This is a genomic window from Pseudomonas sp. SK (genome assembly GCF_012975065.1).
Classification (GTDB): domain Bacteria; phylum Pseudomonadota; class Gammaproteobacteria; order Pseudomonadales; family Pseudomonadaceae; genus Aquipseudomonas; species Aquipseudomonas anuradhapurensis.
The window spans coordinates 1,797,227-1,810,765 of record NZ_CP051857.1; the positions used below are offsets into that span (position 1 = coordinate 1,797,227).

Sequence of the window (13,539 nt, forward strand, 5' to 3'; positions counted from 1 at the left end):
TTTGTTGCAACGTGCCGAACCTGTCAGGCCATGGTTGCCTGCCTTGACGCATGTCTTGAGCCGTGCAAACCGGCTGACAACCATGGCCTCACAGGCATGGCCACGTTGCAACAAATGTAGGAGCGGATTTATCCGCGATGCGCCGCGTGGGCGGCGCTCGGTCTTACTGGCGATAAAAATCTTGTGGCGAGCCCTTCGCCCTACTTGAACCTGCGCTCCACACCTTTCTCGACCAGGATCTTGGCCGAAATCTCTTCCACCGAGAAATGCGTGGAATTGATATGTGGAATGTTCTCCCGACGGAACAGGCTCTCTACTTCGCGCACTTCGAACTCGCACTGGGCAAAGCTCGAATAACGGCTGTTGGGTTTGCGCTCGTGGCGGATGGCGGTGAGGCGGTCGGGGTCGATGGTCAGGCCGAACAGCTTGTTGTGGTGTTTTTTCAGCACCGCCGGCAGTTGCAGGCGCTCCATGTCGTCTTCGGTCAGCGGGTAGTTGGCCGCCCGGATGCCGAACTGCATGGCCATGTACAGGCAGGTCGGGGTCTTGCCGCAGCGCGACACGCCGACCAGGATCAGGTCAGCCTTGTCGTAGTAATGGGTGCGCGCGCCATCGTCGTTGTCGAGGGCGAAGTTGACCGCCTCGATGCGCTCCATGTAGTTGGAATTGCCGCCAATCGAGTGCGATTTACCGACGGAATACGACGAATGGGCCGTCAATTCCTGTTCGAGCGGGGACAAAAACGAAGAAAAGATGTCGATCATGAAGCCGTTCGAGGTCGCCAGGATTTCACGGATGTCCTGATTGACGATGGTGTCGAAGATGATCGGGCGGACACCGTCACGCTCGGCCGCGGCATTGATCTGCTGGACCATGCTGCGTGCCTTGTCCGGCGAATCGATGTAGGGACGAGTGAATTTATTGAAAGGAATGCTCTCGAATTGAGCGAGCAGACTCTGGCCCAGGGTTTCCGCAGTGATGCCGGTGCCGTCGGAGATGAAGAACGCGGTTCGTTTCATTTGCGATCTGGGCCTTAAGCTGATGACGTTTCTTGGATATGATAAGTTCGGTTTGCCGAATGCGGCTGTCGGCATTCTCACTTATTTTCCATGTACAGGCCACAAGCGCCCGGCCAAGTCAATGAAGGCAGGCGGGCGCCCTTGAGCTTTTCCAACACAGTTAGTGGAGAGATCACCTTGGTAGAGTACGTAGTTTCCCTCGATAAGCTCGGCGTCCATGATGTGGAGCATGTGGGGGGCAAGAACGCATCCCTGGGCGAGATGATCAGCAACCTCGCAGGTGCTGGTGTATCGGTGCCGGGCGGCTTTGCCACTACGGCGCAGGCGTACCGCGATTTTCTCGAACAGAGTGGTCTCAACGACCGTATCCATGCGGCGCTCGACGCACTGGACGTGGATGACATCAATGCCCTGACCAAGACCGGCGCGCAGATTCGCCAGTGGGTCATGGAAGCCGACTTCCCGCCGCGCCTTGACAGCGAGATCCGCGCGGCCTTCGCCGCCATGGCCGCCGGCAACGACAACATGGCCGTGGCCGTGCGTTCCTCGGCCACCGCCGAAGACCTGCCGGACGCCTCGTTCGCCGGCCAGCAGGAAACCTTCCTCAACATCCGTGGCGTCGACAACGTGATCCGCGCGGCCAAGGAAGTGTTCGCCTCGCTGTTCAACGACCGCGCCATCGCCTACCGCGTGCACCAGGGCTTCGACCACAAGCTGGTCGCCCTGTCGGCCGGCGTGCAGCGCATGGTCCGCTCGGAAACCGGCACCGCCGGCGTCATGTTCACCCTCGACACCGAGTCGGGCTTCCGCGACGTGGTGTTCATCACCGGCGCCTACGGCCTCGGCGAAACCGTGGTGCAGGGTGCGGTCAACCCTGACGAATTCTATGTGCACAAGAGCACCTTGCAGGCCGGTCGCCCGGCGATCCTGCGCCGCAACCTGGGCAGCAAGGCGATCAAGATGGTCTATGGCGACGAAGCCAAGGCCGGCCGTTCGGTCAAGACCGTGGAAGTGGACCGTGCCGAACGCGCGCGCTTCTGCCTGACCGATGCCGAAGTCAGCGAGCTGGCCAAGCAGGCGATGATCATCGAGCAGCACTACCAGCGCCCGATGGACATCGAGTGGGCCAAAGACGGTGACGACGGCAAGCTGTATATCGTCCAGGCCCGCCCTGAAACGGTGAAAAGCCGCTCCAGCGCCAATGTCATGGAACGCTACCTGCTGAAGGAAAAGGGCACCGTCCTGGTCGAAGGCCGCGCCATCGGCCAGCGCATCGGCGCCGGCAAGGTCCGGGTGATCCACGACGTCTCGGAAATGGACAAGGTCCAGCCGGGCGACGTGCTGGTTTCCGACATGACCGACCCGGACTGGGAGCCGGTGATGAAGCGCGCCAGCGCCATCGTCACCAACCGCGGCGGGCGCACTTGCCACGCGGCGATCATCGCGCGTGAGCTGGGCATCCCGGCCGTGGTCGGTTGCGGCAACGCCACCCAGGTGCTGAAAGACGGCCAGGGCGTGACCGTATCCTGTGCCGAAGGCGACACCGGCTTCATCTTCGAGGGCGAGCTGGGCTTCGACGTCAAGCAGAACTCGGTCGATGCCATGCCCGACCTGCCGTTCAAGATCATGATGAACGTCGGCAACCCGGACCGTGCCTTCGACTTCGCCCAGCTGCCCAACGCCGGTGTCGGCCTGGCGCGCCTGGAATTCATCATCAACCGCATGATCGGCGTGCACCCCAAGGCGCTGCTGAACTACGCCGGCCTGCCTGCCGACCTGAAAGACAGCGTCGACAAGCGCATCGCCGGTTACAACGACCCGGTCGGCTTCTATGTCGAGAAGCTGGTCGAGGGTATCAGCACCCTGGCGGCAGCCTTCTACCCGAAAAAGGTCATCGTGCGCCTGTCGGACTTCAAGTCCAACGAGTACGCCAACCTGATCGGCGGCAAGCTGTACGAGCCGGAAGAAGAGAACCCGATGCTGGGCTTCCGCGGTGCCTCGCGCTACATCAGCGAGTCGTTCCGCGACTGCTTCGAGCTCGAGTGCCGTGCGCTGAAGCGTGTGCGCAACGAGATGGGCCTGACCAACGTCGAGATCATGGTGCCGTTCGTGCGCACCTTGGGCGAAGCCAGCCAGGTCGTCGACCTGCTCGCCGAAAACGGCCTGGCCCGCGGCGACAACGGCCTGCGCGTGATCATGATGTGCGAACTGCCGTCCAACGCCATCCTCGCCGAAGAATTCCTCGAGTACTTCGACGGCTTCTCGATCGGTTCCAACGACCTGACCCAGCTGACCCTGGGCCTGGATCGCGACTCGGGCATCATCGCCCACCTGTTCGACGAGCGTAACCCTGCGGTGAAAAAGCTGCTGGCCAACGCCATTGCCGCGTGCAACAAGGCTGGCAAGTACATTGGCATCTGCGGCCAGGGCCCCTCGGACCACCCGGACCTGGCCAAGTGGCTGATGGAGCAGGGCATCGACAGCGTGTCGCTGAACCCGGATTCGGTACTCGAAACCTGGTTCTACCTGGCCGAGGGCCAGGGCGAGGTCTGACGCAGTAGAACGCGGGGGGACGTCTGGCGTACCCCCGCCTGGTTTTTCCAGGGCGAGTTCCAGCAATGGATCCCGCCCTTTTTTATGCACCAAGCAAAATTATGCAAAGCAGCAGCACTCTATTCCCCGTGGCCCTGCTCAGTGCCGAACGCCGCGGCGACCTCAGCGAAGACGTGTATCGGATCAAGGCCGGCAACGGCCCCGACCCCAGCGTCGAGTTGGCGGTGACCCGCCTGGGGTTGGCCGACCAGGGGCAGGCCCAGGGCGCACCGGTCATCCTTCTACACGGCAGTTTTTCCAACCGTCGCTTCTGGTACTCGCCCAAGGGCGTCGGCCTGGGGGCCTTTCTCGCCCGCGCCGGCTTCGATGTGTGGATCCCGGAAATGCGCGGCCACGGCCTGTCGCCGCGCAACCGCGAGTGGAAGCACAACAACGTCGCTGCCTATGCCCGTGATGACCTGCCGCTGATTGCGGCGTTCGTGCGCGAGCAGTCGGGCCAGGCGCCACATTGGGTCGGTCATTCGCTGGGCGGCACGACCCTGGTGGCCGCCCTTGGCGGTGGCTTCCTGGAGGCCGGGCAGGTGGCCAGCGTGGCCTTGTTCGGCACCCAGGTCAGCCGTGTGTACTGGCCGTTGAAGGTCCCGCCGCTGACCTGGGGCGCGAAGCTGTTGCTTAAGCGCTGGGGGCAGATCTCCGGGCCGCGTTTCAAGCGTGGGCCGGAGGACGAGCCGATTGGCCTGGCCCTGGAGAGCATGCGCTGGCATGGCCTGTTCGGGCGCTTTGGCGACAAGCACAACGACTGGTGGGCCGGGCTTGCCGAGGTGGATGTGCCGCTGCTGGCAGTGGCCGGCGCAGGCGACTTCCAGGACCCGGTATGGGCCTGCCGCAAACTGTTCGAGCAGTTGGGCGGGGAACGCAAGCAGTTTCTGCGGCTGGGGCGCGAGGAAGGCTTCGAGGCCTTCGGGCATGTCGACATGCTGGTGAGCAAGGCCGCACAGGTGCAGGTGTGGCCGCTGGTGGAGCGCTGGTTGCGTGACCCGTTGCTGCCGGTGCATGCCTCCACGGTGGCGGTGCAGCCTGTACCTGCTGGTTGATTCGGCTGACTGCTCAGTCCTGGATGACTGCGACGGTCTCCAGGGTGTAGCCTTGGCCGATAACCGCTTTCGTTGTGACTGACAGGAGTTTCCCATGCAGCATTACGTAACGCCCGACCTGTGTGACGCCTACCCGGACCTGGTGCAGGTGCTGGAACCGATGTTCAGCAATTTCGGTGGCCGCGATTCCTTCGGTGGCCAGATCGTCACCATCAAGTGCTTCGAGGACAACTCGCTGGTCAAGGAGCAGGTCGAGCTCGATGGCAAGGGCAAGGTCCTGGTAGTCGATGGCGGTGGCTCGCTACGCCGTGCACTGCTTGGCGACATGCTCGCCGAGAAGGCCGCCAGGAACGGCTGGGAAGGCCTGGTGATCTATGGCTGCGTGCGTGACGTCGATGTGCTGATCCAGACCGATGTCGGCGTGCAGGCCCTGGCCAGCCACCCGATGAAGACCGACAAGCGCGGCATCGGCGACCTCAATGTGCCGGTGACCTTCGCCGGGGTGACCTTCCGCCCGGGTGAGTATGTGTATGCCGACAACAACGGCGTGCTGGTCTCGCCAAGCCCGCTGGAAATGCCGGCGTAATGCGCCAGCCGCGCTGATGGAGCTTTGATGTTCGAGGAAGACAACGCGCAGTGGGGGCTGGTCCATGCCCTGGTGCTCGATGGCAAAGGCGGCGCGCGCTCGATTGCCCGTACCGAACTGGACGACCTGCAGCTGCAACCCGAGCAGAGCCTGTGGCTGCACTGGGACCGCAGCCATCCGCAAACCCGCACCTGGCTGCTGCACGACAGCGGGCTGAGCGAGTTCGCCTGCGAGCTGCTGTTGGAAGAAAACACCCGCCCGCGCCTGCTGCCCCTGGCGCAGGAGCAGCTGTTGCTGTTCCTGCGTGGGGTCAACCTCAACCCCGGTGCCGAGCCTGAAGACATGGTCTCGGTGCGCATCTTCGCTGAGGCGCAGCGGGTCATCTCGCTGCGCCTGCGGCCCTTGCGTGCCAGTGACGAGATTCTCCAGCAGCTCGAAGAGGGCCGGGGGCCGAAATCGGCCTCCGAACTGTTGCTGCTGATGGGCGAACTGCTGACAGAAAAGGTCCAGGGCCTGGTCAGCGACCTGTCCGAACAGGTCGACCTGGAGGAAGAAAAGGTCGAATCCGACGAACGGTATACACCCGAAAACGGTTGCCTGCAGCAGATCCGCCGGCGCGCTGCCAGCCTGCGCCGTTTTCTTGCCCCGCAGCGGGAAATCTACGCCCAGCTGTCGCGCAGCAAATGGAGCTGGTTCGCCAATGCCGATGCCGATTACTGGAACGAACTGAACAACAGCCTGATCCGCTACCTCGAAGAGCTGGAGCTGGCCCGCGAACGTGCCGCGCTGGTACTGGAAAGCCAGGACCGCCGGCGCAGCGAGCGGATGAACCGGACCATGTACCGTTTCGGCATCATCACCTGCATCTTCCTGCCCATGAGCTTCATCACCGGGCTGCTGGGCATCAATGTCGGCGGCATTCCAGGTGCGGAAAACCCCTATGGCTTCCTGTTCGCCTGCATTGTGGTGCTGGGGCTGGCGGTGGGGCAGTGGTGGCTGTTCCGCCGCTTGCGGTGGGTATAGATGTTGATTGACCTGTCCGGGCCCTGTTACCGCCAAACCAGCTCGCACAGCGATGCCACAGGTTTCCAGCCTGGTGCCATCGCTGTGCGGGCGGGCCTGCCGGCGCCAGGGCCGGCGCAGGCAGGCAGCACTCATTTTGAAACATCCGTCCCACTGCGATGTGTGACCCATCGCCCGGCCGTCTCGTCTCTGACTGACACTGCGCGAGGTGCCCATGCACGATCCGTTTGAAGAATCCCTGCGTGACCTGCTCAAGGCGTCACCCTCCGGCAATGACCGGGACGACCGGGATGACGCCGCCTGCCTGGGTCGCGTGCTGAAAACCGCCAACCGCCAGGTTGGCGCCGGTGATCTGTTCAGCCTGCTTGGCCGCTGGAGCCAGGCGCTGCTGATCGCCGTGAACAATGGCGCGGCGCATGTTGCGCCGGTGCGCCGACATTCTTCCCGCAACGCTGCCAATGGCAGCAAAGCAGATAAGGCCGATTGAATATGGAACTCGATCTCTGGACCCAGAGCCTGGTCACTGCCATGACCGCCCTTTGGACCAAGGTAGCGAACTTCATCCCCAACCTGTTCGGCGCGCTGGTCGTGGTGCTGCTCGGTTTCGTGGTGGCCAAGCTGCTCGACACGCTGTTGTCCAAACTGCTGGCCAAGTTCGGCCTGGACCGCCTGATGGCCGGCACCGGGCTGACCAAGATGCTCGGCCGGGTCGGCATCCAGGTGCCGATCTCGACCCTGATCGGCAAGGTGGTGTACTGGTTCGTGCTGCTCATTTTCCTGGTCTCGGCGGCGGAGTCGCTGGGCCTGGAGCGGGTCTCGGCGACCCTCGACATGCTCGCCCTGTACCTGCCGAAGGTATTCGGCGCGGCCCTGGTGCTGCTCGCCGGCGTGCTCCTGGCCCAGGTCGCCAACGGCCTGGTGCGTGGCGCTGCCGAAGGCATTGGCCTGGAATACTCGGCAGGCCTGGGGCGTATCACCCAGGGCCTGGTGATCATCATCAGCATCTCGGTGGCCATCAGCCAGCTGGAGGTGAAAACCGACCTGCTGAACCATGTGATCGTGATCGGGCTGATTACCGTTGGTCTGGCCGTTGCGCTGGCGATGGGCCTTGGCAGCCGCGAAATTGCCGGGCAGATCCTGGCCGGCATCTACGTGCGCGAGCTGTACCAGGTAGGCCAGCAGGTGCGGATTGGCGAGGTCGAAGGGCAGATCGAGGAGATCGGTACGGTGAAGACCACGCTGCTGACCGATGATGGCGAACTGGTGTCGCTGTCCAACCGCGAGTTGCTGGAACAGCGAGTCAATAGCCGCTAACCGCACAAAAGCTGTTAATGTATGCCGCCGCGAAAATCGACCCACGGGGTCACGCGGCGACATTGACCTGACTGTCGGCCAGATCCGTTTTGAATAAAGTTCATTCGCCGCCCATGCGCTATGACCCCCGCGAGCTCACCGACGAAGAGTTGGTGGCGCGTTCGCATGAGGAGCTGTACCACGTTACCCGCGCCTATGAGGAGCTCATGCGGCGCTATCAACGGACCCTGTTCAACGTCTGTGCGCGTTATCTGGGGAACGACCGTGACGCGGACGATGTCTGTCAGGAGGTCATGCTGAAAGTGCTCTACGGGTTGAAGAACTTCGAGGGCAAGTCCAAGTTCAAGACCTGGCTCTACAGCATCACCTACAACGAATGCATTACCCAGTACCGCAAGGAGCGCCGCAAGCGGCGCTTGATGGATGCCTTGAGCCTGGACCCGGTGGAAGAGGCGTCCGAAGAAAAGGCGCCGAAGCCGGAAGAAAAAGGCGGGCTGGACAAGTGGCTGGTGCATGTGAACCCGATTGACCGGGAAATTCTGGTGCTACGTTTTGTCGCAGAGCTGGAATTTCAGGAAATTGCCGACATCATGCACATGGGCCTGAGCGCGACGAAAATGCGCTACAAGCGCGCGCTAGACAAGCTTCGGGAGAAATTTGCCGGCCTTGATGAAACTTAGGGGCGTGCAAATATCTCTAACGAACCGGCGAGTTCTGCTAGACTTGCCGTCGAGTTGTCCCCCTTGTTTGTGGTGGGACTGCTTAACTATCACCAGATGGGGATTTAACGGATGAAATTGAAAAACACCTTGGGCTTGGCCATTGGTTCGCTTGTAGCCGCCACTTCGATTGGCGCTATGGCGCAAGGCCAAGGCGCCGTCGAAACTGAAGTCTTCTACAAGAAAGAGTTCTTCGACAGCCAGCGCGACTTCAAGAACGACGGCAACCTGTTCGGCGGTTCGATCGGTTACTTCCTGACCGACGACGTTGAGCTGCGTCTGGGCTACGACGAAGTTCACAACGCTCGTGGCGAAGACGGCAAGAACATCAAGGGCTCGAACACCGCCCTGGACGCCGTTTACCACTTCAACAACCCGTACGACGCTATCCGTCCGTACGTTTCCGCTGGTTTCTCGCACCAGTCGCTGGGCCAGACCGGCCGTGGCGGTCGTGACCACTCCACCTTCGCCAACGTTGGCGCTGGCGCCAAGTGGTACATCACCGACATGTTCTACGCCCGTGCTGGCGTTGAAGCTCAGTACAACATCGACCAGGGCGACACCGAGTGGGCCCCGAGCGTTGGCGTTGGCCTGAACTTCGGCGGTAGCCCGAAGCAAGCTGAAGCTGCTCCGGCTCCTGTTGCTGAAGTCTGCTCCGACTCCGACAACGACGGCGTTTGCGACAACGTTGACAAGTGCCCGGACACCCCGGCCAACGTTACCGTTGACGCTGATGGCTGCCCGGCTGTTGCCGAAGTCGTTCGCGTTGAGCTGGACGTCAAGTTCGACTTCGACAAGTCGGTCGTCAAGCCAAACAGCTACGGCGACATCAAGAACCTGGCTGACTTCATGAAGCAGTACCCACAGACCACCACCACCGTGGAAGGTCACACTGACTCCGTCGGCCCAGACGCTTACAACCAGAAGCTGTCCGAGCGTCGTGCCAACGCTGTCAAGCAGGTCCTGACCCAGCAGTACGGCGTAGAAGCTAGCCGTGTTGACTCGGTAGGCTACGGCGAAACCCGTCCGGTTGCCGACAACGCCACCGAAGAAGGCCGCGCTATCAACCGTCGCGTTGAAGCTCAGGTAGAAGCCCAGGCCAAGTAATTGGTTTGAAGCTTCACGAAAAACCCGGCCTCGGCCGGGTTTTTCTTTGCCAGGAATTTGTGTTGCCGGTGCCGGCCCTTCCACCGCCAAGCCGGTCCGCACGGTCCGTTGTAGGAGCGGCCTTGCGTCGCGAAAGGGCTGCGTAGCAGCCCCAGGATTTCCGCGCAGGTGCAAAAGTCGCTGGGGCTGCCTTGCAGCCCTTTCGTGACGCAAGGCCGCTCCTACAACGGACCGTGTTTCAGCCGGCTGCTGCCACCAGCGGCTGAACCGCCTGTTCTCCAACCACCTCGCCAATCACCAATATCGCCGGGCTACGCAAGCCAAACCCCCGCGCAGCCTCCACCATCCCGCGCACATCGCTCCAGCATGCCCGCTGTTGTGGCAACGAGGCATTCTCGATCATCGCCACCGGCATTCCCGGTGCCATGCCGCCGTCCAGCAGCCCCTGGCGCACCTGCTCCAGTCGTGCCACGCCCATGTACACCACCAACGTGGTTCCGCCCTGGGCCAAGGCCGCCCAGTTCAGTTCGCTGTCGTCCTGGGTATGCGCCGTGACCAACGTCACGCCCCGGCTCACACCCCGTGAGGTCAGGGAAATGCCACACTGCGTGGCGCCGGCCAGGCCGGCGGTGATGCCGTTGACCACTTCCACCTCGATGCCATGCCCCTGCAGCCACAGCGCCTCTTCGCCACCACGGCCAAAAATGCACGGGTCGCCCCCTTTCAGGCGTACCACGCAACGCCCTTGCCGGGCATGGCGCAACATCAGGCGCTGGATGAACGCTTGCGGCGTGGAGCGGCAGCCACCGCGCTTGCCCACGGCAATCACCCGGGCCTGGGGGCAATGCTCCAGCACTGCCGGGTTGACCAGGTCGTCGATCATCACCACGGCGGCCTGCCGCAGGGCGCGCACGGCCTTGAGGGTGAGCAACTCAGGGTCACCAGGGCCGGCACCGACCAGCCAGACTTTCGCATTCATCAGCACTTCCTCTTTGGCGTCGAGCATTCAGCCCTTGAGCAGGGTGAGCAGCAAGATCAGGTTGAACAGCAAGGACAGCAGGGCCAGGGTGCGCCACACCTTCAGTGGCTCGCGCTCCAGCAGTGGGCGTGGCCGGTCGGGCAGTTCCTGGCGGTCGCCGCGCTCGAGCAGCAGCAACCAGTGTTCGGCGGTTTCGAAACGTTGCGCCGGGTCGGCCGCGACCGCCTGCTGCAGGTTGTGCTGCAGCCATTCCGGCAGGTCGGGGCGATAGCGCGCGGCGCTGACCGGCTGGCCGAAGCGCGGGCGCTGGAAGGCCTCGACCTCGCCGTACGGGTAATGCCCGGTCAGCAGGTGGTACAGCGTAACGCCTACGGCATACAGGTCCTGGCGTGGGCTCGGCGGTTGGCCATCGAACGCTTCCGGGGCAATGTACGAGGGCGTGCCCGGCAGCTCGTGCAGCGCGTCTTCGGACAGCCCCGGGCAGTAGGCCAGGCCGAAGTCCAACAGGCGTAGCTGACCGTCGCTGCCCAGGTGCAGGTTCTCCGGCTTGATGTCGCGGTGCAGCAGGTTGCGCCGGTGCAGCACGCCGACTGCCTGCAGCAGTTGCCGGGCCAGCTCCAGCCACTGCGACAGGGGCAGTGGGCCGTGCTCGGCGAGCAGCGCCGCCAGGCTCTGGCCGGGGTATTCGCGCATCACGTAGTACAGGTGCTGGCGTTGGCTGGCCGGGTGCAGCTCGGGGAAGTGGCGGCCGGCGACCCGGCGCAGGAACCACTCTTCCAGCAGCAGGCCTTGCGCCGCGCCGGGCGCCTGCTCGCGCGCGGCGGGCAGGGTCTTGAGCAGCCAGGGCTGGCCGTGGCCATCGCGTACCCGGTACAGCAGCGACTGGCGGCTGTGGGCGAGCAGCTTTTCGGCCTGCCAGCCATCGATTGCCTGGCCCTCGCGCAGCGGGCCAGGGAGCGGCCATTGCTGCAGTTGGGCCAGGGTGTCGCCGAGGTTGGCCGTGCCCAGCTGCTCGACCTGCACCAGCAAGGCACTGGCGTTGTCCTGGCTGCCGTTGAGGTGCGCGCTGGCAACCAGGGTATCGACGGCCAGTTGCAGGTCGGGTTGCTCGCGCAACACCGCCTGGATGTGCTGGTCGCCCAGGCTGGCCCAGACCCCATCGCTGAGCAGCAGGAAGCATTCACCGGCCTGCAGCTCGCCTTCCAGGTAATCCACCAGCAGGTGCTGGTCCAGGCCCAGCGCACGCTTGAGCACATGTTGCATGCCGGGCTGGTCCCACACGTGGTCTTCGCTCAGGCACTGCAGGCGCCCGGCGTGCCAGCGGTACACCCGGCAATCGCCGACGTGGGCCAGGGTAAAGCGCCGGCCACGCAATACCAGTGCGCTGAGGGTGGTCAGCAACGGCTGGCCGCTGCCTTGGGCACGCAGCCAGCGATTCTGCGCCAGCAGCAGGCGGTCGAGAGCCTGGGCCACGCTCCAGGTCGCGGGGGTGGCGTAGTAGTCCAGGGCCAGCGCCTGCAGGCTGGCGCGTGCCGCCAGGCCACCATCGGCGCATTGGCTGACGCCGTCGGCGAGGGCGAACAGGTAGCCCTTGCTGGCGGCCAGCTCTGGCGCCGGGGTGACCAGGCGCAGGGCATCCTGGTTTTCCTCGCGCGGCCCGGTGGCGCTGGCTTGGGCAAAACTCAGTTGCAGGCTCATCGGTGTGCCTCAGACCCGCGCCGCGGTAACGGCTGCCGAGCCCCAGGTGGTGCGCCAGCGCTGTTTGACGCCATGCAGGCCGAACCAGGCCAGCAGGCCCAGGCTGGCGAACAGCCACAAGCCCAATTGGTAGTCACCGGTGTGCTGCTTGATGGTGCCGAGACCGGCCGCCAGCAGGAAGCCACCGATGCCGCCGGCCATGCCGATCAGCCCGGTCATCACGCCGATCTCCTGGCGGAAGCGTTGCGGCACCAGCTGGAACACTGCGCCATTGCCGGCACCAAGGCCCAGCATGGCACTGACGAACAGCGCCAGGGCGGCGGCCGCGCTGGGCAGGTTGAAGCCGACCGCAGCGATGCAGATGGCCGCCACGCTGTACATGCCCAGCAGGGTGCGGATGCCGCCGAAGCGGTCGGCAAGCGCGCCGCCGAGCGGGCGCATCAGGCTGCCGGCGAACACGCAGGCGGCGGTGTAGTAGCCGGCGGTGACCGGGCTCAGGCGGTACTGGTCGCTGAAGTAGCCGGGCAGGGCGCTGGCCAGGCCAATGAAGCCACCGAAGGTGACACTGTAGAAGAACATGAACCACCAGCTGTCGCGGTCGCCCAGGGCCTTGAGGTAGTCGGCCATGGCTTTCGGCTTGGGCCGCTGCGGGGCATTGCGTGCCAGCAGGGCGAACACCAGCAGTGCCAGCGACAGCGGTATCAGCGCGAAGCCGAACACGTTGTTCCAGCCAAAGCCTGCGGCCAGCGCCGGTGCCAACAGGGCGGCGAACACCGTGCCGGAGTTGCCGGCCCCGGCAATACCCATGGCCTTGCCCTGATGCTGCGGTGGGTACCACTGCGAGGCCAGCGGCAGCGACACGGCGAACGAGGCACCGGCAAAGCCGAGGAACACGCCCAGCAGCAGCGCCTGTTCATAGCTGCGCACGCCCAGGTGCCAGGCTGCCGCAAGCGCGACGATGACCACCACCTGGCCGATCAACCCGGCGGTTTTCGGCGACAGGCGGTCGACCAGCACACCCATGGCGAAGCGCAGGATCGCCCCGGCCAGGATCGGTGTGGCCACCATCAGGCCCCGTTGTTGTGCGCTCAGTTGCAGGTCGGCGGCAATCTGCACCGCCAGCGGGCCGAGCAAGTACCAGACCATGAAGCTGAGGTCGAAGTACAGGAACGCGGCGAACAGGGTGGGCACATGCCCGGATTTCCAGAAGCTGGTACTCATCGAACACCTCACTTGGCAATGCAGCGGAACGAAAAAGACGCCGCTTCCCGCTCCACGGGTGTGGAGGGGAGAGCGACGTCTTTGTCGGGATCAAGTGGGCAACCGCCGTTGGTTACCGGTGCAATTCGTTCAGCAAGAGATGGGCCAACTTTGCCAAGCGACCGGGTATTTGTAGGAGCGGCCTTGCGTCGCGATGGGCTGCGCAGCAGCCCCGACTTTCAGCCCG

Annotated in this window: 12 protein-coding genes; 8 read left to right on the plus strand and 4 right to left on the minus strand. The window is 63.9% G+C overall.

Translation table 11 applies throughout. The features are described from left to right. Nucleotides 1–200: 200 nt before the first annotated feature. On the minus strand, nt 201–1,019 hold the full coding sequence (locus tag HG549_RS08260; protein WP_170029043.1) for a pyruvate, water dikinase regulatory protein: 819 nt from the start codon (nt 1,017–1,019) through the stop codon (nt 201–203). A gap of 177 nt (nt 1,020–1,196) precedes the next feature. Between HG549_RS08260 and ppsA the strand changes: the two genes are divergently transcribed. The 8 genes from ppsA (at nt 1,197) to HG549_RS08300 (ending at nt 9,415) form a co-directional block, all read left to right on the plus strand. Then, nucleotides 1,197–3,572 carry a phosphoenolpyruvate synthase gene (gene ppsA / locus HG549_RS08265; protein WP_170029044.1) on the plus strand — a complete coding sequence of 792 codons (2,376 nt, stop codon included), beginning with the start codon at nt 1,197–1,199 and terminating at the stop codon, nt 3,570–3,572. A gap of 101 nt (nt 3,573–3,673) precedes the next feature. Further along, entirely contained in the window at nt 3,674–4,666 is a 993-nt protein-coding gene (locus HG549_RS08270; protein ID WP_256666084.1) for an alpha/beta fold hydrolase, read from the plus strand. A gap of 94 nt (nt 4,667–4,760) precedes the next feature. Continuing rightward, complete coding sequence (gene rraA, locus HG549_RS08275) at nt 4,761–5,252, plus strand: ribonuclease E activity regulator RraA (RefSeq protein ID WP_170029046.1); 492 nt, start codon at nt 4,761–4,763, stop codon at nt 5,250–5,252. 27 nt (nt 5,253–5,279) lie between these two features. Beyond that, on the plus strand, nt 5,280–6,275 hold the full coding sequence (locus tag HG549_RS08280; RefSeq protein ID WP_170029047.1) for a zinc transporter ZntB: 996 nt from the start codon (nt 5,280–5,282) through the stop codon (nt 6,273–6,275). Between the two features lie 214 nt (nt 6,276–6,489). Next, complete coding sequence (locus HG549_RS08285; protein ID WP_004376140.1) at nt 6,490–6,762, plus strand: hypothetical protein; 273 nt, start codon at nt 6,490–6,492, stop codon at nt 6,760–6,762. A gap of 2 nt (nt 6,763–6,764) precedes the next feature. After that, nucleotides 6,765–7,589, plus strand: a complete 825-nt coding sequence (locus HG549_RS08290) for a mechanosensitive ion channel domain-containing protein (protein WP_170029048.1) — start codon at nt 6,765–6,767, stop codon at nt 7,587–7,589. A 113-nt stretch (nt 7,590–7,702) separates the two neighbouring features. Continuing rightward, nucleotides 7,703–8,269, plus strand: a complete 567-nt coding sequence (gene sigX, locus HG549_RS08295; protein WP_033696348.1) for an RNA polymerase sigma factor SigX — start codon at nt 7,703–7,705, stop codon at nt 8,267–8,269. Between the two features lie 111 nt (nt 8,270–8,380). After that, nucleotides 8,381–9,415: an OmpA family protein gene (locus tag HG549_RS08300; protein ID WP_170029049.1), complete on the plus strand. Its 1,035-nt coding sequence runs from the start codon at nt 8,381–8,383 to the stop codon at nt 9,413–9,415. Between the two features lie 238 nt (nt 9,416–9,653). On the opposite strand, the gene cobA is transcribed toward HG549_RS08300, so the two are convergent. From cobA to HG549_RS08315, 3 genes are read right to left on the minus strand one after another with little or no spacing between them, the layout of a single operon-like run. Further along, nucleotides 9,654–10,394: a uroporphyrinogen-III C-methyltransferase gene (cobA, locus tag HG549_RS08305; protein WP_170034098.1), complete on the minus strand. Its 741-nt coding sequence runs from the start codon at nt 10,392–10,394 to the stop codon at nt 9,654–9,656. Nucleotides 10,395–10,421: 27 nt separating this feature from the next. Beyond that, nucleotides 10,422–12,092, minus strand: a complete 1,671-nt coding sequence (locus HG549_RS08310; RefSeq protein WP_170029050.1) for a bifunctional protein-serine/threonine kinase/phosphatase — start codon at nt 12,090–12,092, stop codon at nt 10,422–10,424. A gap of 9 nt (nt 12,093–12,101) precedes the next feature. Next, a complete protein-coding gene (locus HG549_RS08315) occupies nt 12,102–13,313 on the minus strand; it encodes a NarK/NasA family nitrate transporter (protein ID WP_170029051.1) in 1,212 nt (403 codons plus the stop codon). Nucleotides 13,314–13,539: the final 226 nt, after the last annotated feature.

Bases quoted from the DNA above. Each gene is read 5' to 3' on its own strand.
- HG549_RS08315 (WP_170029051.1), bottom strand. From the start codon at position 13,313: ATGAGTACCAGCTTCTGGAAATCCGGGCATGTGCCCACCCTGTTCGCC.
- HG549_RS08270 (WP_256666084.1), top strand. From the start codon at position 3,674: ATGCAAAGCAGCAGCACTCTATTCCCCGTGGCCCTGCTCAGTGCCGAA.
- HG549_RS08280 (WP_170029047.1), top strand. From the start codon at position 5,280: ATGTTCGAGGAAGACAACGCGCAGTGGGGGCTGGTCCATGCCCTGGTG.
- HG549_RS08310 (WP_170029050.1), bottom strand. From the start codon at position 12,092: ATGAGCCTGCAACTGAGTTTTGCCCAAGCCAGCGCCACCGGGCCGCGC.
- cobA (WP_170034098.1), bottom strand. From the start codon at position 10,394: ATGAATGCGAAAGTCTGGCTGGTCGGTGCCGGCCCTGGTGACCCTGAG.
- HG549_RS08300 (WP_170029049.1), top strand. From the start codon at position 8,381: ATGAAATTGAAAAACACCTTGGGCTTGGCCATTGGTTCGCTTGTAGCC.
- HG549_RS08290 (WP_170029048.1), top strand. From the start codon at position 6,765: ATGGAACTCGATCTCTGGACCCAGAGCCTGGTCACTGCCATGACCGCC.
- HG549_RS08285 (WP_004376140.1), top strand. From the start codon at position 6,490: ATGCACGATCCGTTTGAAGAATCCCTGCGTGACCTGCTCAAGGCGTCA.
- HG549_RS08260 (WP_170029043.1), bottom strand. From the start codon at position 1,019: ATGAAACGAACCGCGTTCTTCATCTCCGACGGCACCGGCATCACTGCG.
- sigX (WP_033696348.1), top strand. From the start codon at position 7,703: ATGCGCTATGACCCCCGCGAGCTCACCGACGAAGAGTTGGTGGCGCGT.
- rraA (WP_170029046.1), top strand. From the start codon at position 4,761: ATGCAGCATTACGTAACGCCCGACCTGTGTGACGCCTACCCGGACCTG.